The sequence below is a fragment of the Massilia sp. KIM genome (assembly GCF_002007115.1).
In the GTDB taxonomy this organism is placed as follows: domain Bacteria; phylum Pseudomonadota; class Gammaproteobacteria; order Burkholderiales; family Burkholderiaceae_D; genus Telluria.
In genome coordinates this window covers 2,807,370-2,828,960 of sequence record NZ_MVAD01000001.1, presented here as the reverse complement: position 1 = coordinate 2,828,960, position 21,591 = coordinate 2,807,370, and the positions used below count along the sequence as shown (strand labels likewise).

21 protein-coding genes are annotated in these 21,591 nt (G+C 70.1%); 4 read left to right on the top strand and 17 right to left on the bottom strand.

The genetic code is table 11. The features are described 5' to 3' along the window. Positions 1-98: 98 nt before the first annotated feature. From B0920_RS12330 to B0920_RS12290, 9 genes are all read right to left on the bottom strand, one after another. Complete coding sequence (locus B0920_RS12330) at positions 99-1,598, bottom strand: tripartite tricarboxylate transporter permease (RefSeq protein ID WP_078032773.1); 1,500 nt, start codon at positions 1,596-1,598, stop codon at positions 99-101. A 12-nt stretch (positions 1,599-1,610) separates the two neighbouring features. Further along, a complete protein-coding gene (locus B0920_RS12325; protein WP_078032772.1) occupies positions 1,611-2,069 on the bottom strand; it encodes a tripartite tricarboxylate transporter TctB family protein in 459 nt (152 codons plus the stop codon). Between the two features lie 122 nt (positions 2,070-2,191). Then, positions 2,192-3,166 (bottom strand): tripartite tricarboxylate transporter substrate binding protein, encoded by a 975-nt coding sequence (locus B0920_RS12320; protein ID WP_078032771.1) that lies wholly within the window; start codon positions 3,164-3,166, stop codon positions 2,192-2,194. Between the two features lie 195 nt (positions 3,167-3,361). Then, a complete protein-coding gene (locus B0920_RS12315) occupies positions 3,362-5,428 on the bottom strand; it encodes a 4-oxalomesaconate tautomerase (protein WP_078032770.1) in 2,067 nt (688 codons plus the stop codon). Between the two features lie 14 nt (positions 5,429-5,442). Continuing rightward, positions 5,443-6,453, bottom strand: coding sequence for a porin (locus B0920_RS12310; RefSeq protein WP_078032769.1), 1,011 nt, complete (start codon positions 6,451-6,453; stop codon positions 5,443-5,445). A 120-nt stretch (positions 6,454-6,573) separates the two neighbouring features. Beyond that, complete coding sequence (locus B0920_RS12305) at positions 6,574-7,935, bottom strand: adenylosuccinate lyase family protein (protein WP_078032768.1); 1,362 nt, start codon at positions 7,933-7,935, stop codon at positions 6,574-6,576. A gap of 10 nt (positions 7,936-7,945) precedes the next feature. Further along, complete coding sequence (locus B0920_RS12300; RefSeq protein ID WP_078032767.1) at positions 7,946-8,812, bottom strand: CoA ester lyase; 867 nt, start codon at positions 8,810-8,812, stop codon at positions 7,946-7,948. Next, the gene (locus B0920_RS12295; RefSeq protein ID WP_078032766.1) at positions 8,809-9,990 is read right to left on the bottom strand and encodes a CaiB/BaiF CoA-transferase family protein; all 1,182 of its coding nucleotides are present in this window, start codon (positions 9,988-9,990) and stop codon (positions 8,809-8,811) included. The genes B0920_RS12300 and B0920_RS12295 overlap by 4 nt, the downstream gene beginning before the upstream one ends. Continuing rightward, positions 9,987-10,844 carry a MaoC family dehydratase N-terminal domain-containing protein gene (locus tag B0920_RS12290; RefSeq protein WP_078032765.1) on the bottom strand — a complete coding sequence of 286 codons (858 nt, stop codon included), beginning with the start codon at positions 10,842-10,844 and terminating at the stop codon, positions 9,987-9,989. Before B0920_RS12290 ends, B0920_RS12295 begins: the two co-directional genes overlap by 4 nt. 91 nt (positions 10,845-10,935) lie before the next feature. On the opposite strand from B0920_RS12290, the gene B0920_RS12285 reads away from it, so the two are divergent. Beyond that, a complete protein-coding gene (locus B0920_RS12285) occupies positions 10,936-11,850 on the top strand; it encodes a LysR family transcriptional regulator (RefSeq protein WP_078032764.1) in 915 nt (304 codons plus the stop codon). A 31-nt stretch (positions 11,851-11,881) separates the two neighbouring features. On the opposite strand, the gene B0920_RS12280 is transcribed toward B0920_RS12285, so the two are convergent. The 6 genes from B0920_RS12280 to B0920_RS12255 form a co-directional block, all read right to left on the bottom strand. Then, a complete protein-coding gene (locus B0920_RS12280) occupies positions 11,882-12,811 on the bottom strand; it encodes a helix-turn-helix domain-containing protein (RefSeq protein WP_078032763.1) in 930 nt (309 codons plus the stop codon). A 124-nt stretch (positions 12,812-12,935) separates the two neighbouring features. After that, on the bottom strand, positions 12,936-13,706 hold the full coding sequence (locus B0920_RS12275; protein ID WP_078032762.1) for an SDR family oxidoreductase: 771 nt from the start codon (positions 13,704-13,706) through the stop codon (positions 12,936-12,938). A 40-nt stretch (positions 13,707-13,746) separates the two neighbouring features. Further along, positions 13,747-14,202, bottom strand: coding sequence for an ester cyclase (locus tag B0920_RS12270; protein ID WP_229455446.1), 456 nt, complete (start codon positions 14,200-14,202; stop codon positions 13,747-13,749). Between the two features lie 25 nt (positions 14,203-14,227). Beyond that, positions 14,228-14,854, bottom strand: coding sequence for an NADPH-dependent F420 reductase (locus B0920_RS12265; RefSeq protein WP_218669357.1), 627 nt, complete (start codon positions 14,852-14,854; stop codon positions 14,228-14,230). A 142-nt stretch (positions 14,855-14,996) separates the two neighbouring features. Further along, positions 14,997-15,974: an AraC family transcriptional regulator gene (locus B0920_RS12260; protein ID WP_078032761.1), complete on the bottom strand. Its 978-nt coding sequence runs from the start codon at positions 15,972-15,974 to the stop codon at positions 14,997-14,999. Between the two features lie 164 nt (positions 15,975-16,138). Beyond that, positions 16,139-17,068, bottom strand: coding sequence for an AraC family transcriptional regulator (locus B0920_RS12255; RefSeq protein WP_078032760.1), 930 nt, complete (start codon positions 17,066-17,068; stop codon positions 16,139-16,141). Between the two features lie 198 nt (positions 17,069-17,266). Here B0920_RS12255 and B0920_RS12250 point away from each other — a divergent pair, with 198 nt between their 5' ends. Then, a complete protein-coding gene (locus B0920_RS12250) occupies positions 17,267-18,037 on the top strand; it encodes an SDR family NAD(P)-dependent oxidoreductase (protein ID WP_078032759.1) in 771 nt (256 codons plus the stop codon). A gap of 28 nt (positions 18,038-18,065) precedes the next feature. Here the strand turns inward: B0920_RS12250 and B0920_RS12245 are convergent, their stop codons facing one another. Together B0920_RS12245 and B0920_RS12240 are read right to left on the bottom strand one after the other, a co-directional pair. After that, complete coding sequence (locus B0920_RS12245; RefSeq protein ID WP_229455444.1) at positions 18,066-19,061, bottom strand: MBL fold metallo-hydrolase; 996 nt, start codon at positions 19,059-19,061, stop codon at positions 18,066-18,068. 43 nt (positions 19,062-19,104) lie between these two features. Next, positions 19,105-19,659 carry a flavin reductase family protein gene (locus tag B0920_RS12240; RefSeq protein ID WP_078032756.1) on the bottom strand — a complete coding sequence of 185 codons (555 nt, stop codon included), beginning with the start codon at positions 19,657-19,659 and terminating at the stop codon, positions 19,105-19,107. A 116-nt stretch (positions 19,660-19,775) separates the two neighbouring features. On the opposite strand from B0920_RS12240, the gene B0920_RS12235 reads away from it, so the two are divergent. Together B0920_RS12235 and B0920_RS12230 are read left to right on the top strand one after the other, a co-directional pair. Continuing rightward, positions 19,776-20,702, top strand: coding sequence for an AraC family transcriptional regulator (locus B0920_RS12235; protein WP_078032755.1), 927 nt, complete (start codon positions 19,776-19,778; stop codon positions 20,700-20,702). 117 nt (positions 20,703-20,819) lie between these two features. Then, the gene (locus B0920_RS12230; RefSeq protein WP_078032754.1) at positions 20,820-21,566 is read left to right on the top strand and encodes an SDR family oxidoreductase; all 747 of its coding nucleotides are present in this window, start codon (positions 20,820-20,822) and stop codon (positions 21,564-21,566) included. The last annotated feature ends 25 nt before the right edge of the window (positions 21,567-21,591 follow it).

Genomic DNA, 21,591 nt, shown 5'->3' with positions numbered 1-21,591 from the left:
GGAGGCAAGCCGGGACAAAGCGTGGCGCCGGCGCAGCGCCGACCCCGGCTTTGGGGAGAGGCGCGGCCGCCGCCGGCCGCGCCCGGGTGCTGCGGGACTTACTCGACGAATGCTTCCTCGCGCTTCTTGCGCAGGGCCGGCAGCATCACCATCACCAGCGCCGCCAGGGACATGGCCAGCATGGTGGCGCTGATCGGGCTGCTGACGAAGACCATCGGGTCGCTGCGCGAGAGCAGCAGGGCGCGGCGCAGGTATTCTTCCATCATCGGGCCGATGATGAAGCCCAGCATCAGGGGCGCCGGCTCGCAGTCGAGCTTGGCGCACAGGTAGCCGAACAGGCCGAACACCGCCATCAGGGTGATGTCGAAGTCGCTGTTGTTCAGGCTGAATACCCCGATCGCGCAGAACAGCAGGATGGCCGGATACAGCAGGTGGTAGGGCACCATGATCATGCGCACCCACAGGCCGATCATGGGCAGGTTGAGCACCACCAGGAACAGGTTGCCGATCCACATCGAGGCGATCATGCCCCAGAACAGCATCGGCTGTTCGGTGATCACGCCCGGACCGGGCTGGATGCCCTGGATGATCATGGCGCCGATCATCAGGGCCATCACCGGGTTGGACGGGATGCCCAGGGTCAGCATGGGGATGAAGGAGGTCTGGGCGCCGGCGTTGTTGGCCGCTTCCGGGGCGGCCACGCCCTCGATCGCGCCCTTGCCGAACTGGGCCCGGTTGGGCGAGACCTTCTTCTCGATCGAATAGGAGGCGAAGGAAGACAGCATGGCGCCGCCGCCCGGCAGAATGCCCAGCAGCGAGCCCAGGCCGGTGCCGCGCAGCACCGGGCCGACGATGCGGCGCAGGTCGGCGCGGGTCGGGAACAGGCCCTCGATCTTCTTGATCGTCATCGAGCGGGTTTCCTCGTGCTCGAGGTTCTTGATGATCTCGCCCAGGCCGAACATGCCCATCGCCACGATCACGAAGTTGATGCCGTCGGCCAGCGGCGGCAGGTCGAAGGTGAAGCGGGTGGCGCCCGAGTTCACGTCGGTGCCGATCAGGCCCAGGATCAGGCCGACCACCACCATGCCGACCGCCTTGAATAGCGAGCCATGGGCCAGCACCACCGAGGCCACCAGGCCCATGGTCATGAGCGAGAAGTATTCGGCCGGGCCGAACTGCAGCGCCATGCTGGCCAGCGGCGGCGCGAACCAGGCCAGCAGGCAGGTGGCCACGGTGCCGGCAAAGAAGGAGGCGATGGCGGCGGTGGCCAGGGCGCGTCCGGCCTGGCCCTGGCGCGCCATCTTGTAGCCGTCCAGGGCCGTGACCACCGAGGAGGCTTCGCCCGGCAGGTTGACCAGGATCGCGGTGGTCGAGCCGCCGTACTGGGCGCCGTAGTAAATGCCCGACAACATGATCAGGGAGGAGACCGGCGGCAGGCCGAACGTGATCGGCAGCAGCATGGCGATGGTGGCGGTCGGCCCCAGGCCGGGCAGCACGCCGACCGCGGTGCCGACGAAGACGCCGAGCAGGCAGTAGAACAGGTTGGCGAGGGTGAAGGCGGTCTCGAAGCCGACCGCCAGGTTGGCGAAGATGTCCACGTCGCTCTCCTCTCAGGCGCCGAACCAGCTGCCCAGCACCGGCAGCGGCAGGCCGAGCGCCTTGACGAACAGCAGCACGCAGAACACGGTCGCGCCGGCCGCCAGGGCCAGGGTCGGCTTCCAGCGGAACTTGACGCTGCCGAAGGCGCTCACCACGATCAGCAGCGGGATCGCGATCGCCAGGCCGGCGCCGCGCACCAGGAAGCCGAACAGCAGCACCGCGGCCAGCACCAGGACCAGGTCCTTCCAGGCCAGCGGTTCGAGGGCCTCGCCGGGTTTGGTGAGGGCGCCGATCAGGACCACCAGGGCGATGGCGGCCAGGATCCAGCCCAGCATGGCCGGGAAGAAGCCGGGGCCCATGCGCCCGGCGCTGCCCATCGGGTAGTCCTGGGCGATGACGATGGTGGAAAGGGCGATGGCCAGGAACATGATTCCCGACCAGAAGTCCTTGGCACTGCGTATGAAGCGCATGGCGATGTCTCCTTGTGATGCGTGAAATTCGGGCGTGGCAGGCCCCGGCGCCCGCCCGGAGGGGCGCGCGTTCCTGCGCTGCGGGGAAAAGGGGCGCCGCCGGGCGGCGGCGCGGCAAGGACTTACTCGACGTCCTTGAGGTTGGAGCTCTTGGCGACCTGCTGCCACAGGGCCAGCTCGGAACCGAGCATGGCGCCGAAGGCGGCCGGGGTGCCGCTGTAGGGCGTGGCGCCCTCGCTCACAAGGCGGTTCTTCATGTCGGCCGAGGCGCCGATCTCGTTGATCACCTTGTTCAGCTTGGCCACCACCGGCGCCGGGGTGTTGGCCGGGGCCAGCACGCCCCACCAGGTGGTGATGTTGTACTTGGCCACGCCGGCTTCCGCGATGGTCGGGGTGTTCGGGAATAGGGGCGAGCGCTCGGCGCCGGTGACCGCCAGCAGTTCGACCGCGCCGGCCTTCACGTGCGGGGCCATGGCCGGCACGGTGGTGAAGAAGATCTGGGTGCGCCCGGCCAGCAGGTCGGCGGTGGCCGGGCCGCTGCCCTTGTAGGCGATGTGGGTCATGTTGGCCCCGGTGCGCTGCTTGAACAGCTCGCCCGCCAGGTGCAACACGGTGCCCGGTCCGGAGGAAGCGAAGTTGATGCCCTCGGGCCGCTTCTTGGACATCGAGATCAGTTGCGGCACGGTCTTCACGCCCACGTTCTTGTTCGAGACCAGGATCAGGGGCGCGCTGCCGATCATGGCGATCGGCGCATAGTCCTTGGTCACGTTGTAGGAGGGCTTGTCCTCGATCGCCGCGTGGGTGACGAAGGAGGAGCTGACGAACAGCAGGGTATAGCCGTCAGGGTCGGCCTTGGCCACCAGCTTGGAGCCGATCGCGCCGCCGCCGCCGCCGCGGTTGTCCACCACCACCGCCTGGCCCAGTTTGTCCGACATGCCCTTGGCCAGGGCGCGCGCCACGTTGTCGGTGCCGCCGCCGGCGGCGTAGGGCACCACCAGGGTGATGGCGCGCGCCGGGTAGTCCTGGGCCAGGGCGCCGGCGCTCAGGGTAAGGGCGGCCGCCACGGCCAGCAGCTTGGGGAAGGGCTTCGTCGTCATGTCTGTCTCCTGATTTGTGGTGTGGTGTTCCGCGCTGCCTGCCGGACTCGCCGGGGCGCTGCATGGAATCAGTGTCGGGTAAACCTATTGATTTGTATATTGCAAATTATTTTGTGATTGATGCGTCTTGCGCATCAGGCGGGCATCGCACGCAGGACGCGCGCGCCGGGCCTTGCGCAGGCCCGGGCGGCGCGTTCAGGCGGGGGCGAGTTCGCCCTTTTCCTTGGCCGCCCTGACCACCCCGCGCCACTTCTCGAGCTCCGCGCGCACCAGGGCGCGCAGCTCCTCCGGCGTGCCGCCCTGGACCCGGGCGCCGTCCTGCTCGATGCGCGCGGCCACCTCCGGCTCGGCCAGCACCGCGCGCAGCGCCGCGTTCAGTCGCTCCACCACGGCGTCCGGCGTGCCGGCCGGCGCGAACAGCGCATACCACTGGGTCACGTCCACGCCCTCGACGCCGGCTTCGGCCAGGGTCGGCACCTCGGGCAGGATGGCGCTGCGCTGCGGCCCGGCGACCGCCAGCGCGCGCAGCTTGCCGCTCTTGATCAGGCGGGCGCTGGTGAACAGGCTGGGGAACATCAGCTGGACCTGGCCCGACATGGTGGCGTCGACCGCGTGGGCGGCGCCATCAAAGGGCCGGTGCTGCAGCGCAGCCTGGGTGCGCAGGGCGAACATCGCGCCGGCGAAATGGGGGGCGGTGCCGATGCCGGCCGAGGCGTAGCGCAAGCCCTGCGGCCCCGCGCGCAGGCGCGCCAGCAGCTCGCCCACGCTGGCGATGCCGGCGCCCGGCGCGGCCACCAGCAGGGTCGGCGAATAGCCCACCAGGCCGACCGGGGCGAAGTCCGCCACCGGGTCGTAGCGCAACTGCTGCAGGGCCGGATTCATGGCGTGGGTGGCGATGTAGCCGAGCATCAGGGTGTGGCCGTCGGGCGGGCTGCCGGCCACGTATTCGGCGGCGATGCTGCCGTTGGCGCCGGCGCGGTTGTCGACGATCACCGGCTGCCCGAGGCGCCTGCCGAGGGCCGCGCCGATGGCGCGCGCCATGGCGTCGTTGCCGCCGCCGGCCACGGTCGGCACCACGATCCGGATCGGGCGCGCCGGGAAGGCCGGGGCGGCATCCGGCGCGGCATCCGGCGCGCTCGCCGAAGCGCTGGCCGGCGCGCTCGCGGGCGCACTCGCGGGCGCGGGGCGCGACAGCACGTAGTCGGGGATCGACAGCTCGCCCTGCATGATCTTCCTGGCGGTGCGCAGCAGCGCCGCGCGCCGCACCGTGGCGGCCTCGCCTTCGCCTTCCACCTCGACCTCGATGTCGATCCGTCCGGACGGGTGCAGCACGGTCACGTTGCCGGTGCCGGCGCGCGGACGTGCGCGGCTGGCCACGGTGCCCGGCAAGGCGAAGGCGGTGGCCACGCCGATGGCGCCGGTCACCGCATGCGAGGCGTGGCAGCGGCGCGGCGTGAAATAGCGCGAGGTGATGCTGTCCTCGCCCTCGCCGGCGCTGACCAATACCGGTTTGGGCACTACGCTGTCGGCAACGTCGCCCAGGCCCATCAGCGCGCCGGCGGTGCGGCGCAGGGCTTCCAGGCGCTCCAGCAGGGCGGTGTTGGCGTCCAGCTCGGACGGGCTTTCGCGTCCGTTCAGGCCGAGGTCGGCGGCGCGCACCATCATCAGCGGCATGGCGGCGTCGATGCAGCTCACCTCGACGCCGTCGATGCGGTCGATGCGGCGCCCGGTGGGAAAGACGCTGCCGGTGACCGCGCCCCAGGCGTCGAGGAAGTTGAGGTGGATCGGTGCCGCGGTGCCGGCCACACCGTCGATGCGGGCGTCGCCCTCGTAGGTAATGCGCCGGCCCGGGGTCTGCACCGTGACCTCGATGCGGGCGCCGGTGTTGACGTTGTAAATGCGCGCGGTGGTCGTGCCCTCGTCGGCCTCGATCAGACCCTGCTCGAGCGCGAAGGGCAGCACGCCGGACAGCATGTTGCCGCAATTGGGGCGGGTGTCGACCGAGCGCTGGCCGACCCCGACCTGGGCGAACAGGTAGTCCAGGTCGCAATCCGGCCGGCTGGAGCGCGACACGATCGCCACCTTGCTGTTGAGGGTGCTGCCGCCGCCCACGCCGTCGAGCTGGAGCGGGTCGGAGGCGCCGATGGCGCCGATCAGGACCTGGTCGCGGGTCTCGACGTCCTCGGGCAGCCATTCACGCAGGAAGAAGGGGCCGCGCGAGGTGCCGGCGCGCATCAGGACACAGGGTAGGGTTTTGCTCATGGTGGGACTGGAGATCAGAAGTTGTGGCGCACGCCCAGGTTGAAGGCGCGGTCGCCGGTGCCGGTGTCGGAAGCGTTGCCGACCCTGAAGGCGGCGGCGTTGCGGTTGTCGATCTTCGCGTAGGCCACGTAGACGTCGGTGCGCTTGGACAGCTGGTGGTGGTAGCCGACGCCCCACTGGTTGGCGTCGTTGTTGGCCGGCTCGCGGTCGTCGTGGCGCACGTGGGACACCAGCAGCTTGCCGGTGGCGAGCTGGATGGTGGCGCCGAGCAGCATGTCGCGGCTGTCGGCGTCGCGCGGGCCCTTGTTGTGGGCATAGGAGGCGTGGGCCAGCAGCTTGCCGAAGCGGTAGCGGGCCGAGACCAGGGTGTTGCGGGTGGCGTCGGTGGCGGTGGCGTTGTCGATACGGTGGTGGGCCAGCTGCACCGTCAGGTCGGCGCCGCTGTAGCCGACCGAGGCGCCGAGCTGGCGGTTCCTGGTGCTGTCGCCGGCCACCTCGCCGGCGGCGTAGGCCAGGTCGAGCTTCACCCCGCCGTAGGAGGGGCTCACGTACTCGACCATGTTGTTGGCGCGGGTATTGGTGACGAACAGGTTGCCCGAGCGGCCGGCCAGGCTGACCGCGCCGAAGGGGTCGCCGATGTCGCGCAGGGTCTTGTAGTAGGGCGTGTACTGGCGGCCCAGGGTGAAGGCGCCGAAGCCGCCGGTCAGGCCGACGTAGGCCTGGCGTCCGAACAGCGTGCCGCCCTGGCTGGCGGCGCCGGTGTCGCTGCCGAAGCCGTTCTCGATCTGGAACACGGCCGCCAGGCCGCCGCCCAGGTCTTCCTTGCCCTTGAAGCCGATGCGCGAAGAGGAGGCGATGCCGCCGCCGATGTTGCTGACGTGGCCGCCGGGGCCGCCGCTCTCGCGCACCAGGCCGCCGTCCAGGATGCCGTAGATGCTGACGTTCGACTGGGCCGCGGCGTGGCCGGCGGCCAGGGCAAGGACGGCCATGGCGGCCGTCGACAGGGCGAGTTTGTTGAGGTGCATGGTGTCTCCTTTGTTGTGATTGTGGGTTCGCCGGGGCGCAAGAGGGCCTTGCGCTGGGCGCAATACTGAAAAACCTGGCGAGCGGCCGGCCGGTGCACCCGGCGCAGCCGCAGCCGATGTCTAGTTCCCCGCCCGCCGTGCGCGGCTGTTCAGCACCCGGTCCACCATCTCGCCCGACAGGCCCAGGTAGTTGGCGGGATCGCACAGGCGCGCCAGGGCCGGACGGTCGAGGTGGCGCGCGATCTCGGGGTGCTCGGCCAGCAGGTCGAGCAGCGGGCGGCGCTCGCGGATGGCGACCCGGCAGATGTCGTACACCAGGTCGTGGGCGTACTCGCGGCCGAGGTAGGGGCCGAGGCCCATCATCACCGCTTCCGAGGCCACCAGGCCGTCGGTCAGGTCGAGGTTGGCGCGCATCTGGGCCGCGTCCACCTCCAGGCCTTCGAGCACGAAGCGCGACTGGGCCAGGGCGCCGGCCGACAGGCAGAAGATCTCGGGCAGCGCGATCCACTCGATCTCCCAGGGGCCGGTGGAGCGCTCGTGGTCGGCCACGTTGGCGTCGAGCAGGGCGGCGGCGTGCTGGCGCACCACGCTGATGCAGGCGTGGATATAGCAGGACGAGATCGGGTTGCGCTTCTGCGGCATGGTGCTGCTGGAGCCGCGTCCGTGGGCGTAGGGCTCGTAGGCTTCGCCGACCTCGGTCTGCATCATCAGCTTGACGTCCATCGCCAGCTTGCCGAGGGTGGCGCAGACCATGCCCAGGAAGCAGCCGACTTCGGCGATGTTGTCGCGGATGGTGTGCCAGGCGATGTCGGGCTGGGCGAGGCCCAGCTCGCGCATCAGGCCTTCCTGGGTCGGCAGGCCGCCTTCGCCCAGCGAGGCCAGGGTGCCGGAGGCGCCGGCGAACTCGCCGACCAGCACGCGCGGGCGCAGCTGGACCAGGCGCTCGCGGTGGCGCTCGACGGCGCTCAGCAGGCCGGCCATCTTGTAGCCGAAGGTGATCGGCACCGCCTGCTGCAGGTTGCTGCGGCCGATCATCGGGGTGTCGCGGTGACGCGCCGCCAGGTCGGCCAGCGCGGCCGAGATCGCGGCCAGCTCGGCGTCCACCAGGGCCAGGCCTTCGCGCATCTGGAGCACGGTGGCGGTGTCGGTGATGTCCTGGGTGGTGGCGCCCCAGTGGCAGAATTCGCCCAGGCGGTCGCGGCACAGGGCGTTGATCTGCGAGACCACGCCCAGCACCGGGTAGCCGATGCGGCGGGTCTGCTCGGCCAGCTTGGCCATGTCGATCTTCTCGAGCACGCAGTTGCGCACGATTTCCTCGGCGGCTTCCGGCGGGATGATGCCCAGGCTGCCCTGGACGCGGGCCAGGGCAGCTTCGATGTCCAGGTACTTGCGGGTGCGGTTCTCGTCCGACCAGACGGCGCGCATGGCGGCGGTGCTGAAGATGTCGCCGAAGATCGCGGAGTCGACAATGGTGGCGGGCATGATGGGTCTCCTAGTGGTGTGTCTGGGTGAAGGTGGGCGCGGAGGGCGAGGCGGCGGCGCGCGCCAGGATGGCGCGCGCCTGCAGCAGCACCGGGCGGTCGACCATGGCGCCGTCGACCTGCACCGCGCCGGCGGCGCCTTCGGCGGCGGCCAGCACGCGCCGCGCCCAGTCGAGCTCGCGCTCGCTCGGGGCCAGCAGGGCGTGCAGCGGCGCCACCTGGCAGGGATGGATGCACAGCTTGGCGCCGAAGCCGCAGGCGCGCGCCAGGGCCAGGTCCTCGCGCAGCGCGGCCTCGTCGCGGAAGGCGGCGGTGACGCCGGCCACCGGCGCCGGCAGCATGGCGGCGCGCGCCGCCAGGGCGATCCGGCTGGCCGGATAGAGCAGGCCGCGCGGGTCGCCGCTCAGGCCCAGGTCGGCCGCGTAGTCGATGCTGCCGAAGGCCAGGCGCGCGACCCCGGGGGCGTGGGCGATCTCGTCGACGGCCAGCATGCCGCGCGCCGATTCGACCAGGGCGATCAGGCCGTAGTCCGGCCCCAGCAGCGCGGCGACATGCGCCAGCACGCGCGCCGATTCGGCCTTGGGCAGCATCACGATGCAGGGGCCGAGGATGCGCAGCAGGGCGAGGTCGGCCTCGTGCCAGGGGCTGGCGTGGTCGTTGATGCGCACCACCCGCTGGACGCCGTCGTGCTTGCCGGAGAATCCGGCCCAGGATGCGGCCAGGGCCGCACGCGCGGCTTCCTTGTGCGCCGGCGCGACCGCGTCCTCGAGGTCGAACACGACGGCGTCGGCGCCGCTGGCCCAGGCCTTGGCGAAGCGCTCGGGCCGGTCGCCCGGCACGAACAGGTAGCTGCGCGGCGCCTGCGGCAGGGCGTTCACAGCGCCCCCTCGGCGCGCAGCGCGTCGATCCGGCGGGCGTCGAGACCCAGTTCGGCCAGGATCGCGCCGGTATGCTCGCCCAGGGCGGGGATCGGGTCCATGCGCACCGCGTCCGCGTCCGGCGCGCCTGGCGGCAGCAGGGCCGGCAGCGGGCCGACCGGCGACGCCACCTCGGTCCAGCGGCCGCGCGCGGCCAGCTGGGGGTGGGCCCAGACCTCGTGCATGGTATTGACCTGGGCGTTGGCGATCTGGGCCCGGTCCAGGCGCGCCAGCACCTCGGCGGCGGAGAGCGGCGCGAAGGCGGCCACGATCAGCGCATGCAGCTCGGCGCGCGCGGCGCTGCGTTTCGGATTGCTGGAAAAGCGCGGATCGGCGGCCAGCGCCGGGTCCAGCAGCACGTGCTCGCAGAACAGCGCCCATTCGCGCTCGTTCTGCAGGCCCAGCATCACGGTCTTGCCGTCGCCGGCCGGGAAGGGGCCGTAGGGATAGATGGTGGCGTGGCTGGCGCCGGTGCGCGCCGGCGGCGGCGCGCCCTCGAAGGCGTAGTAGAGCGGGTAGCTGGTCCATTCGACCAGCGACTCCAGCATCGAGATGTCGATGTGGCGTCCGCGCCCGGTGCGGGTGCGCTCGAACAGGGCGGCCAGGATGCTGGAATAGGCGTACATGCCGGCCGAGATGTCCGCGATCGAGGGCCCGGCCTTGGCCGGCTCGGCGGCGCTGCCGGTCACCGACACGAACCCGGCCTCGCTCTGGATCAGGAGGTCGTAGGCCTTCTTGTCGCGGTAGGGACCGTCGCCGCCATAGCCGGAGATATCGCACACGATCAGCGCCGGCTTGCGCGCCGACAGCGCGGCGTAGGACAGGCCGAGGCGGGCCGCGGCCCCGGGCGCCAGGTTCTGCACCACGATGTCGGCCTGCTCCAGGATCAGGCGCTGCAGGATCTCGCGGGCCTCCGGATGCTTGACGTCCAGGGTCAGGCTCTCCTTGGAGCGGTTGGTCCACACGAAGTGCGAAGCCATGCCGCGCACCCGCTCGTCGTAGCCGCGCGCGAAGTCGCCGGTGCCGGGACGCTCGATCTTGATCACGCGCGCGCCCAGGTCGGCCAGCTGGCGGGTGGCGAAGGGGGCCGCGATCGCATGTTCCAGCGTGACCACGGTGATGCCCTCGAGCGGCCTCATGCCGGCTCTCCCGGGGCCAGGGTGGCGCTGGCGTCCATGCACAGCCAGCCCTCGTGGTCGCGCGCCCACAGGCGCACCGGGCCGTCGGCCTGGCGCGCGCCGCAGACGTGGAAACGGTGGATGTCGAACACCGGGCGCAAGGCGCGGAAGCTGAACGCCGTCACCACCGCCTCCGGCAGGCGCTCGCGCAGCAGGTCGAGCAGCAGGGTCGCGATCAGCGGGCCGTGCACCACCAGGCCCGGATAGCCTTCGACCTCGGTCACGTAGCGGCGGTCGTAGTGGATGCGGTGGCCGTTGAAGGTCAGGGCCGAATAGCGGAACAGCAGCACGTCGTCCGGGACCACCTCGCGTTCCCAGTCCGCGTCCGCGGGAGCGGCCAGCGGCGCCGGCTCGGGCGCCCCGAGGCGCGGCGCCTCGCGGTAGACGATGTCGTGGAACTCGGTCAGCGCCACCTCGGCCTCGTGGCGGCGGCGGACTTCGTGGCGCACCTTGACGAACACCAGGCGGCCGCTGCGGCCTTCCTTCTCGCTGACCGCGTCGATGGTCGAGGTGCGCTCGACCTCGTCGCCGATGCGCAGCGGCGCGTGGAAGCGGAACTGGCTCCCGGCCCACATGCGGCGCGGCAGCGGCACCGGCGGCAGGAAGCCGCCGCGCCGGGCGTGGCCGTCGGGGCCGACCTCGGACTGGCGGTACAGGGGCAGGAAGTAGAGCCAGTGCCACAGCGGCGGCAGCGCGGCGCCGCGCTCGGGGCGCTCGGCGGGGCGGTCCAGGGTCGCCGCCAGGGCGGCGCAGGGCGTGGCGCCCAGGATGTCGGTCACGCGTTCCTGCGTGCCGATCCATGTTGTCAGGTCCATCTCGTCTCCTCGATTCCTCGCTTGCATGGAGACTAGTTTCGCGCTAGCTTATTGATTTGTATATTGCAAATTTTCTTGTGATTGATGCGCCATGAACATGAATTTCGACCTCGCCGACCTGCGCGCCTTCGTCGCGGTGGCTGAACTGAACAGTTTCCGGGCCGCCGCCGACTCGATCCACCTGTCGCAGCCGGCGCTCAGCCGCCGCATCGACAAGCTCGAGATGGCGCTGGGCGTCAAGCTGTTCGAGCGCACCACGCGCAGCGTCAGCCTGACCGCGGTCGGGCGCGACTTCTCGCACAAGGCGCGCAGCCTGCTGGACGAGCTGGAGCACTCGCTGCTGAGCATGCAGGCGGTGGCCGCCTCCCAGCTGGGCGAGGTCGTGATCGCCTGCGTGCCTTCGGCGGTGTACTACTTCCTGCCCAAGGTGCTGCGCACCTTCCACGAGCAGTACCCGCGCATCCGGGTGCGCATCATCGACGACGGCGCCAGCGCGGTGCTGGACAGCGTGGCGCGCGGCGAGGCCGACTTCGGGATCAACATCATCGGCACCCAGGAGCCGGACATCGCCTTCCAGGTGATCCTCAAGGAACCCTTCGTGGTCGCCTGCCACCGCGACCACCCGCTGGCCAGGCTGAAGGAGGTGAGCTGGGCGGCGCTGGCGCAATACGATTTCATGACGGTGGACCGCAGCAGCGGCAACCGCCTGCTGGTCGACCTGGCGCTGGCCGACTCCAACGTGCGCCCGAGCTGGTGCTTCGAGGCCAAGCACGTGTCGACCCTGCTCGGCCTGGTGGAAGCGGGCCTCGGCGTGGCGGTGGTGCCGCGCCTGTCCATGCCCCAGGGGGAGCACGCGACCCTGGCCCGGGTCGCCCTGGTCGATCCGACGATCGACCGCAACGTGGGGCTGATCCGCCGCCACGGCCGCGAGCTGTCGCCGGCCGCGCGCAAGCTCTACGAGCTGATCGAGACCACCTGGCCGCTGGCCAGCGGGCAGGGGAGATGAGGGCGACCGCCGCCCGACTCCGCGCCGGCGATCAGTCGGCGGCGCGGCGGCACGGAAAGCCGGCCTGCATGGATGGCGGCATGGCGAAGCGCTGGCGGTACTCGCTCGGCGAGAATCCCGCCGCTTGCCGGAACACCTGCGAGAAATGGCTGGGACTGCGGAATCCCACGGCAAGGGCGATGTCGATCACCGATCGCTCGCCCTCGGCCAGCATGCGCCTGGCCTGGTCGATGCGCAGGCGCTGGAAATAACGCGAGGGCGGCAGGCCGCTCGCCTTCTTGAAGGCGCGGCTGAAGTGGAAAGTGCTCAAGCCGGCCAGCCCGGCGAGGTAGCCCAGGTCGAAGGGTTCCGCCAGGCGCTCGCGCATGGCCCGCAGGACGAGGCGGAACTTGTAGGGCGCCAGCCCATGGTGCTGGCCTCCCGGCTTGCGCCGCGCATTCGCCGGATAGGACGCCAGTTGCGCGGCGACCGCCTGCGTGACGCCGTCCACGAAAGGGGTGGTCAGCGCCGCCGACTGGCAGGCGGAGGGGCGCAGCAGCGTCAGTAATGCGCGCAAGGTAGGATCCGCGCTGCCCCTGATCTCCCGCCCTTGCCAGGCCGTCGCATCGCCCGGTTCGTGGGTGCAGCGGCTCAGCACGAGCGTGCTGAGCTCGAGGCGTATGCCCTCGAAATCCGAGCGGCACTGGTGGGCGCGCCGCAACTGGATCGTTTCGGAGGTGGACAGGTAAAAGTCGCCGTGGCGCAGCAGCAGCGGTCTCCAGTTGCCGCGCTGGGAACGTCGTTCGAGATTGACCGCCCCGCGTGCGATCCAGACCAGGGCGGGTTCCGGGCCGACGCGGATATCCGCCCCGGCCGCCAGGCGGCGCGGGTCGAGCGCCTCGACGCTGCCGTCCTTGCTTGCGGATGCAGCCGGCACCAAGAGGTGCCGGGGCGCCGCATCCTGGGATGAGATGACGCTCATGATGTTTGCTTTGTCAGAATGGCGATGATGCTGTTTCCTGCCGTGCCGGCCCTTGCCCGGCCTTGCCCCGGCCGCATGCCACGGCGGCGGAGACGCCGGGGACGCGGCCTCGGGGAAGGTGGCGCTAGATGACCGACAGCAGGCCGCCGTCGACCACCAGCGCGATCCCGGTCACATAGCTCGACATGTCCGAACCGAGCCAGACCACCGCATCGCCGATCTCGGACGGCTGGCCGAGACGGCGCAGCGGGGTGCGCTGGCGGAAGCCTTCGGCCGCTTCCGCGATGCCCGCGCTGGTGCGCAGCAGGTGGGTGTCGATGGTGCCGGGAGCGACGGCGTTCACGCGGATGCCGTCCGGACCCAGCGCGTCGGCCAGGGCCTTGGCCATCAGCACCACGCCGCCCTTGCTGGTCGAGTAGGCGACCGTCATGCCGGCGCCGACCAGGCCGCCCATGCTGGCCATCAGGACGATGCTGCCCTGCTTGCCGTTCTCCTTCATCTGGCGGGCCGCGGCCTGGGCCGAGAACAGGGTGCCATCCAGGTTGACGGCCATCAGGCGGCGGTAGCTTTCCTCGCTGACCTGCGCGCCGTCGTCGCGCGCCGTGATGCCGGCATTGGCGACCATCACGTCGACGCCACCGAAGGGCGCGGCGGCCGCGACCAGGGCGTCGACCTCGGCCTTCTTGCTGACGTCGGCCTGGACGAAGCGGGTGGCCACCCCCAGCGCCTCGATTTCCTGGGTAGTGGGTGTGCCGCCCTCGCGCGGAATCTCGGCGATGTCCGAGACCAGCACGGCGCGCGCGCCGTGGCGGGCGGCCGAGATGGCGATGGCGCGGCCGATGCCGCTGGCGGCGCCGGTGACGATGACGACTTTGTCTTTCAGCAGTGTGCTCATGATGTCCTCTTTGAATGGGTGCGTGCAGCGTGGCGCGGGATCAGGCTGCGGGCAGCATCGCGGGCAGCACGCCCACTTGCTGGAGCAGCGAATACAGGTGGGCGACGCCCCAGTGTTCGGTGATGCGGCCGTCCCGGACCCGCATCACGTCGACCGTGTCGAACTGCACCTTGCGGCCGGTCGGCGCGACGCCGAACAGCACGCCCTCGTGGGTGCCGTGATAGGTCTTGTAGGTGGTGACGCGGTCGCCCTCGGCCGCCTGCCAGTGGATCACGGCGTGGAAGTCGGGGAAGGCCTGGCGCAGGGCGCCGTACAGGAGGCGGGCGCCAGCCTTGTCGGGCGTGCCGCCCGGCTGCGGCGTGTGGTCGACGAAATCGTCGGCGAACAGGCGGTCGAACAGGGCGAAGTCCCCGCCGCCCTGGACTTCTTCGGTATTGCGGCGGACGATGGCCTTGGCGCGTTCCGCAACGGTGTCGGTGTCGGGCATGGTGGTCATGGTGTTCTCCTTGGGGGCGCGGGGCTCAGCCCAGTTTCACGAGGTTCAGGGCCGGCAGCGGACCGCCGGGGAATTGCTGGAGGGCGCCGCCGACTTCCAGGCTGCCCAGGTCGATGGTGGCGAAGCCGAGGCGCTCGGCCAGGCCGGCGACCACGGTCTTGGCCTCCCCGTCGTCGCCCGACAGGAAGACGACGCGGCGTCCGCCCGCCTGCGCCGGATCGCTCGCCAGCACCGAGGCGAGCAGGGTGTTGAAGCCCTTGACCACGCGCGCACCGGGCGCGAGTTCGCTCAGCACCTGGCTCGAGTTGCGTCCGCCGAGTTCGGCCAGGCGGTAGCCGGGCAGCAGCACCGGATTGTTGGCGTCGATGAGGATGCGGCCATGCCAGTCGATGCCGTCGAGAGCGCCTTCGAGGCGCGACCAGTTCACGCTGACGAACACGATGTCGGCCTTGGCGGCTTCCTGGCGGGTGCCGGCGCGGCTGCGCGGGCCGAGCGCATCGACGACCGGGGCCAGCGTCTCGGGGCCGCGGCTGTTGCTGAGGATGACGTCGACGCCGGCGGCGACGAGGCGCTTCGCCATGGCCTGGCCGATGGCGCCGGCGCCGATGATGCCGACGGTGTCGATCTGCTTGGGGGTGCTGGTGGTGGACATGTTGTTCTCCTTGACTGTGTTGGCAGGCGGTGCCGCTCCCTCGAGCGCGCCCTTGTCAGCGCCTGATGAAGCCAGTGTAGGTTGCCTTGGAAAGGTGATAAATCCGCTTTCCCATGCAGCACTGTTCCCGAATGCGTGATAATCACCAGAGCCGGGTGTGCGACTGTATGGAAGGAGAAAACTCCATGTCGCGAGTCGGCGGCGCGGCTGTCGTCGCGCCCATGCGAAGCGAGGCTTTCAGACGGGTCGCTTCCTGTGTCGGGGTACGGCCGAACAGGCGCTTGAATTCGCGGCTGAACTGCGAGCTGCTTTCGTAACCGACCAGCTGCGATGCGTGGGCGGCGCTCAGGCCTTCACGCATCATCAGGAGGCGGGCCTGCTGCAGGCGCGTCTGTTTCAGGAACTGGATCGGCGTGGTGTGCGTGAACGCCTTGAAGTGCGCGTGGAAGGTGGCGACGCTCATTCCCGCTTCGTCCGCCAGGGCCGCCACGTCGAGGTCCTCGGCATACGATGTGCGGATGCGGTGCAGGGCCTTGCCTATCCCGCGCATGCTGGCCGGATGGCCGAGGGCCGCACGCAGCAGCGCGCCCTGGGGGCCGGCAAGGGCGCGGTAGACGAACTCGCGCACGATGCCAGGCCCGAGTACCCGCAGCTCGGCCGCGCAAGGCAGCGCCCGCAACAGCCGCAGCACGGTCTCGGCCATGCCGGCGTCCAGCGGGAGCCAGGCTTGCGACTCGCCGCCCATGGGGGAATGGGCGTGCAGTTCGCCGAGTTCAAGCAGCAGTTCGGCCGCCAATTGCGGGTCGACTTGCACGGACAGGCGGATGGCCGGGCCTTGCTCCGGCTCCCACATCAGGGGCGCGAGCGGCGCCAGGGCGGTGTGCACACGGTAACAGGGGTGGAAAGGCGCCGTCAGCTCGCCGGCGTGGCCGCAATAGATGAAGATGCATGACGCGTCGCCAGCCGGCGGCGCCTCCCCGGACAGGGCTGCGCCGACGTGCAGGCCGGCGGGGAAAGGCAGGGCGCCGAAGCTTGCCGGGTCGAGCGCCGCTGCCAGCCGGGAGATCCGCTCGCTGCAGGAGGCGGCAATCGGGTGGTCGAGGCGGCGCTGGGCAAACATGGGGGATCCGGTGCTGGTGATGGCGCCATCTTGGCGCGCCAGCGCATCCTCGTCTGTCCAGGCCTTGCTGGACCTGTCGGGCTATTGCTATTTCCGACGCGGCGACGCCAGGGCATGCCGCGCATCGATGCCCAAGGCAGCCATGTGCGGATCCGCGGCGCCAGCTACTGCATGGTGACGTAGGCCGTGGGCTGCGCCGGCAGCTGGATCAGGGCATTCTTCATCACGGCCGCCTCGGTGGCGGGCGTGCGCCCGAAGAAGCGCTTGAACTCGCGGCTGAACTGCGAGCTGCTTTCATAACCCACCAGGTGCGAGGCGGTGGCCGCGCTCACCCCGTCCTGCACCATCAGCAGCCGCGCCTTGTGCAGGCGGGTGGTCTTCAGGTACTGGATCGGCGTCGAGCGCGTGACCGCCTTGAAATGGGCATGGAAGGCGGCCACGCTCATGCCGGCTTCGCTCGCCAGCGTGGCGACGTCGACCGGACGGTCGTAGTTGGCATGGATGCGCCGCAGCGCCTTGCCGATCCGTCCGAAGTGGCTCTGCTGGTTCAGGGCGGCGTGCACCGCCGCTCCCTGCGGGCCGGTCAGGACCCGGTACAGCAGTTCGCGCACGATGCCGGGGCCGAGGATCAGCGCCTCGTCGCGCGAACTCAGGGCCGTCAGCAGGCGCAGCAGCGCGTCGCTCATCTCCTCGTTCAAGGGCGTCGAGCAGATGCCGGCGGCGGCCGAGGGCTGCTGCCGGTGGCGTGCGTCGAGCGCCAGCACCAGCTCGGCCGCGAGCTTCAGGTCGATCGAGATGGCCACCGCCAGCATCGGCTCCTCGCGGCTGGCCAGGGTGTCCGATTCGAAGGGCAGGGGCACCGACAGTACCAGGTAATGGTGCGGGTCGTAGACATAGACGGCGTCGCCCAGGAAGCCGCGCTTGCGGCCCTGGCAGACGATCACGATGGAGGGCTCGTAGAGCACGGGGACGCGCGCGATCGGCGCGTCGGCGCGCATGAACCTGACGCCGTCCAGGGCGGACAGGGTATAGCCTTCACATGGAGCGAGTGTCTCGAGCAGGCGGACGATGCGTTGTTGGCGTGGATCGTTCATGATTCGCAGGATCGGGCAAACAGCCAATCATAGCCGATCTCGTCCGCCGGGCGCAGCGGGGCCGTGCCCTCCGATCCCGCCCGGCTGCGCCACGGCCGGCATTGTCCCCGAAACAGGAATACTGGTGACGGCGTTCACGCCTTTATCGCCAGGCCCCGCATGCCTACGATGGTTCTGCCAACAACCAAGGAGCAGAACATGGAAGCAGATTTCAAGGACAAGGTGGTGCTGGTCACGGGCGCAGGTTCCGGGATCGGCCGCGAGGCGGCGCTGCTGTTCGCGGCGCGCGGCGCGCTCGTCTACGCGGCCGACCTGAGCCCGCGAGGGCTGGAAGAAACCCTGGAGCTGGGGCGCGCGGCGGGCACGCAGTTGCGCAGCGCCGCGGTCGACGTGGCGCAGGAGGCCGGGATCGCGGCCTTGCTCGAGCGCATCGGCCGCGAGGCCGGCAGGCTCGATGCCGCCTTCAATAATGCCGGCATCACCGGCGGGACGCACCGGATCGAGGACTATCCGGCCGAGGACTTCGACCGCGTCATCGGCGTCAACCTGCGCAGCGTCTTCCTGGGGATGAAATACCAGATCCCGCTGCTGCTGCGCCAGGGCGGCACCATCGTCAACACCGCTTCGGTGGCCGCGCTCACCGGCCCCGGCGGAATGGCCGCCTACGCCGCGTCGAAACACGGGGTGCAGGGCTTGACCCGGGTGGCGGCGATGGAAAATGCGGCGCGCGGCATCCGCGTGAACGCCATCGCGCCCGGCTGGACCGAGACCCCGATGGTGGTCGCCAACGGCGCCCAGAACCCCGCCTTCGCCACGCTGGCCAAGCAGGCGATCCCGGCCAAACGCGGGGCGCATCCGCGCGAGATCGCCGAAGCCGCCGTGTGGCTGTCATCCCCGGCTTCCAGCTACGTGCACGGGCAGTTGCTGGTGATCGACGGCGGCATGACGATCGGCGGCTTCGAGCCCTGAAGTCCGGACCAGGGCCCGTAGGCCATGGCTAGGGCTGCGCGCGGCCCATGCCGGCCTCGCTGTAGTTGAGGGGCAGCCACTCATAGCCGCCGCCGCTCGCCAGCACGCGTCCGATGCCGGGGAAGGGAAGATGCGGCGCCCCGACCAGGTAGCCCTCGGTAGCCGCCTCGCGCAGCGCGGCCTTGCGCTGCGCCACGGCGGCGCGGCTGTCCAGGTCATAGCGGATGGCGATGCCGGGGGAGCGGAACTGCAGGTCCTTGGCGTGGATCAGGTCTCCCCACAGGACCAGCACCTTGCCCTCGCTCTCGACCCGGAAGAAGCTGTGGCCCGGGGTATGCCCCGGCGTGGCGACGGCGCGCACGCCAGGAACGATCTCGGCGTTCGTGGCGAAGGCGCGCACCCTTGCGCTGGCCTGGTAGGGGGCGAGGTCGCGCGCCGCCTGGTCGAACACATGCGCATGCTCGGGGTGCGCCCCCTTGTTGCGCGGCTCCAGCCAGAAGCGGGTGTCCTGCTGGTGGACGTGGACCAGCGCCTTGGCGAATACCGCCTTGCCGTCGATCGTCAGCCCGGCCGAATGGTCGGGGTGCAGGTGCGAGATCAGGATGTCGGTGACCTGCTCCGGGCGGTAGCCGGCGGCGGCCAGGCTAGCCACCAGGCGGCCGCTGTTGGGGAACAGGGCGCCGCCGCCCGTATCGACCAGCACCAGCCGGCCGCCGGTGTGGATCAGGAAGGCATTGATCGAGGTTTCCGCCTGCCGGGGGTCGATCCCGGCGCGCCGCAGCTGCGTGTCCAGCTCGCGCGGGCGCACGCCGGTCAGGAGTTCCGACAGGGGAATCGCCACCGTCCCGTCGGACAGGGCGGTGACCTCGAATTTGCCGAGCAGGAGACGATGATAGCCGGGCAGGGTCCGGGCTTGCGCGGGCAGCGGCTCGGCGGCCGTGGTCTGCGCCATGGCCGGGGCCAGGCCGCTCAGCAGCGCGCACAGGACGGCGCGCCGCAAGGGGGTCATGAGGGTAAGCGTCATGCTGTTTCCTTGATGCGAGGGTGAAAAAAAAGAGGTGTGCGGCTCAGTCCATCAGGTAGCGCCATTTCGTCATCAGCCGGCCCGTGTCCACGGTGTCGCCGTCGACCAGGTAGACGCCGTCGCCGGCGTGGTGGATCAGGCGGCGCTCGCGTCGGCCCTGGTCGACCCAGATCCGGTTCACTTCGAGGATGAACATGTTGTAGCGCTTGAGCATCGTGGTGTCGACCACCTTGCATTCGAGGTTGGCGATGCATTCCCTGATGAGCGGCGCGTCGACCGTGGTGGCCGGCAACGCGTGCAGGCCGAACGTGGCAAACTTGTCGGTATCCTGGCCCGAGCAGTTCCCGATGCGGGTGACCTGTTCGGCCAGGTCGACGGTCGGGACCGAGATCACGCATTCGCCGCTCTCGCGCAGGGCGGTATAGCTCTGGTCCCAGGGACCGATCACGCAGGCCACCAGCGCCGGTTCGTGTTGCACCATCATGTGAAAACCCATGGTCATCACGTTGGGTCCATTGCGCCCGGAGGTGGTGACCAGGACGATCGGGCCCGACTCGAGCAGGGTGTAGGCTTTCTTGGCTGGGAGTTCCTTGAACATGGCGTTTCCTTTCGATGTCCGTGTCGGCCGTATGTTCGCGCCATCGGTCCGGCCGGTCCATCGGGGCCTTGCGCCGACTGTCGCCGGTTTGCTGTTTTTTGATAGAGGGAGAGAACATGACCGACCTGAGCTCGGCCGAAGGATTGAAGCAGCACATTCCGGGGCAGATGCTGCGCGAGCGCCACGCACAGGCCGACGAGGACATCTACGTCGAGATCGCCACCCGCAACGCCGTGCAGGACGAGATCCTGGTGCCGGCGGTGCCCGAGCCCCTGCTGGTCTGGATCGCTTCGGGAGAAGCCGTGGTGGAGGAGCGCCCCCCGGGCGGCGAATGGCTGGCGGTGCCGGTACAAAAAGGCGACTTCTACCTGACCACCTCGCCGATACCGGTGGAGATGCGCTGGCGGACCACCTCGGCGGCGCCGTTCACGGTGATGCACGTGTATGTCGGCCTGCCGCTGTTCACCCGCGTGGTGCGCGCGGTCACCGGGCGCGCGCTCGGCGATTTCGCGCTGCGCGAAGTCTCGGGCGAGCGCGACCCGGTGCTGTGCGGGGTGCTGGAGCTGCTGTACACGGTGCTGGCCGCGCCGGCGCAGCCCTCGGCCGGCTTCATCCAGGGCCTGGCGCAGGCGCTGAGCTTTCACCTGGTGGAGCGCTATGAGGTGGCGGTGGACGGCCGCAAGATCGTGCGCGGAGGCCTGCCGGCCCATAAACTGCACCGCATCCTCGATGCGATGCGCGGCCGGCTCGCCGAGCCCTTCGAGCTTGCGCCCTACGCCGAGATGGCGGGACTGAGCGTCTTCCATTTCAGCCGGGTGTTCAAGCAGGCGACCGGCATGGCGCCATCGCGCTACCTGGCGCGCCTGCGCCTGGAAGAAGCGCGCCGCCTGCTGTGCGAAACCGAGCGCTCGGTCATCGATATCGCCCTGGCGCTCGGTTACCAGAGCCCCAGCCACTTCTCCCAGGTCTTCCGCCAGGGCACGGGCGTCACCCCGAGCAGTTATCGCAGGGAGCTCGGCATCGACCGCGATGGCGGTCAATAGCAAAATCCCGACAGCCGCGGCAAATCGCCGAAAGACCCGCCCGCCGCCTTGTCCGATCATGGTCCCGTGCTTCAAGACATCGAAGCCGACTCCTCAAACATTCGAAAGGACTGGATCATGGAACTCAAAGGCAAAATTGCACTGGTGACGGGCGCATCGAGCGGCATCGGCGCCGCCACCGCGAAGAAACTGGCCCAGGCCGGCGCCAAGGTCGGCGTGGCCGCGCGCCGGGTGGAGCGCCTGGATGCCCTGGTCGCGGAGATCCGCGCCGCCGGCGGCGAGGCCTTCGCGATCGAGATGGACGTCACCGATCCCCAAGCCGTGCACGCCGGGGTGGCGGCGCTGGTCGACCGCTACGGCACGCTCGACATCGTGTTCGCCAACGCGGGCCTGATGCCGGCCTCGGACATCGTCAGCCTGAAAACCGAGGAATGGAACCGGATGGTCGACGTGAACATCAAGGGTGTCCTGAACACCGTCGCGGCGGCCCTGCCGATCCTGACCGCGAAGAAGTCCGGCCACATCATCACCACCTCCTCGATCGCCGGCCGCAAGACCGTCCAGGGCCTGGGCGTGTACTGCGCCACCAAGCATGCGGTGACCGCCTTCACCGACACCCTGCGCATGGAAGTGGGCGCGCCCCACAACATCCGCGTCACCTGCCTGCAGCCGGGCGCGGTGGAAACCGAACTGTTCGAGCACGTGTCCGACCAGGGCTATCGCGCCCAGATGGAAGGCCTGAAGGACCAGATGACCTTCCTGAAGGCCGAGGACATCGGCGACGCCGTGGTGTACGCCGTGCAGGCGCCGCCGCACGTGGACATCGCCGAACTCTTCATCATGCCGACCAACCAGGCCTGGTAATTCCCGGCTTCACCGGCACTGACCA

Bases quoted from the DNA above. Each gene is read 5' to 3' on its own strand.
- B0920_RS12325 (WP_078032772.1), bottom strand. From the start codon at position 2,069: ATGCGCTTCATACGCAGTGCCAAGGACTTCTGGTCGGGAATCATGTTC.
- B0920_RS12320 (WP_078032771.1), bottom strand. From the start codon at position 3,166: ATGACGACGAAGCCCTTCCCCAAGCTGCTGGCCGTGGCGGCCGCCCTT.
- B0920_RS12315 (WP_078032770.1), bottom strand. From the start codon at position 5,428: ATGAGCAAAACCCTACCCTGTGTCCTGATGCGCGCCGGCACCTCGCGC.
- B0920_RS12310 (WP_078032769.1), bottom strand. From the start codon at position 6,453: ATGCACCTCAACAAACTCGCCCTGTCGACGGCCGCCATGGCCGTCCTT.
- B0920_RS12305 (WP_078032768.1), bottom strand. From the start codon at position 7,935: ATGCCCGCCACCATTGTCGACTCCGCGATCTTCGGCGACATCTTCAGC.
- B0920_RS12295 (WP_078032766.1), bottom strand. From the start codon at position 9,990: ATGAGGCCGCTCGAGGGCATCACCGTGGTCACGCTGGAACATGCGATC.
- B0920_RS12290 (WP_078032765.1), bottom strand. From the start codon at position 10,844: ATGGACCTGACAACATGGATCGGCACGCAGGAACGCGTGACCGACATC.
- B0920_RS12285 (WP_078032764.1), top strand. From the start codon at position 10,936: ATGAACATGAATTTCGACCTCGCCGACCTGCGCGCCTTCGTCGCGGTG.
- B0920_RS12280 (WP_078032763.1), bottom strand. From the start codon at position 12,811: ATGAGCGTCATCTCATCCCAGGATGCGGCGCCCCGGCACCTCTTGGTG.
- B0920_RS12275 (WP_078032762.1), bottom strand. From the start codon at position 13,706: ATGAGCACACTGCTGAAAGACAAAGTCGTCATCGTCACCGGCGCCGCC.
- B0920_RS12270 (WP_229455446.1), bottom strand. From the start codon at position 14,202: ATGACCACCATGCCCGACACCGACACCGTTGCGGAACGCGCCAAGGCC.
- B0920_RS12265 (WP_218669357.1), bottom strand. From the start codon at position 14,854: ATGTCCACCACCAGCACCCCCAAGCAGATCGACACCGTCGGCATCATC.
- B0920_RS12260 (WP_078032761.1), bottom strand. From the start codon at position 15,974: ATGTTTGCCCAGCGCCGCCTCGACCACCCGATTGCCGCCTCCTGCAGC.
- B0920_RS12255 (WP_078032760.1), bottom strand. From the start codon at position 17,068: ATGAACGATCCACGCCAACAACGCATCGTCCGCCTGCTCGAGACACTC.
- B0920_RS12250 (WP_078032759.1), top strand. From the start codon at position 17,267: ATGGAAGCAGATTTCAAGGACAAGGTGGTGCTGGTCACGGGCGCAGGT.
- B0920_RS12245 (WP_229455444.1), bottom strand. From the start codon at position 19,061: ATGACGCTTACCCTCATGACCCCCTTGCGGCGCGCCGTCCTGTGCGCG.
- B0920_RS12240 (WP_078032756.1), bottom strand. From the start codon at position 19,659: ATGTTCAAGGAACTCCCAGCCAAGAAAGCCTACACCCTGCTCGAGTCG.
- B0920_RS12235 (WP_078032755.1), top strand. From the start codon at position 19,776: ATGACCGACCTGAGCTCGGCCGAAGGATTGAAGCAGCACATTCCGGGG.
- B0920_RS12230 (WP_078032754.1), top strand. From the start codon at position 20,820: ATGGAACTCAAAGGCAAAATTGCACTGGTGACGGGCGCATCGAGCGGC.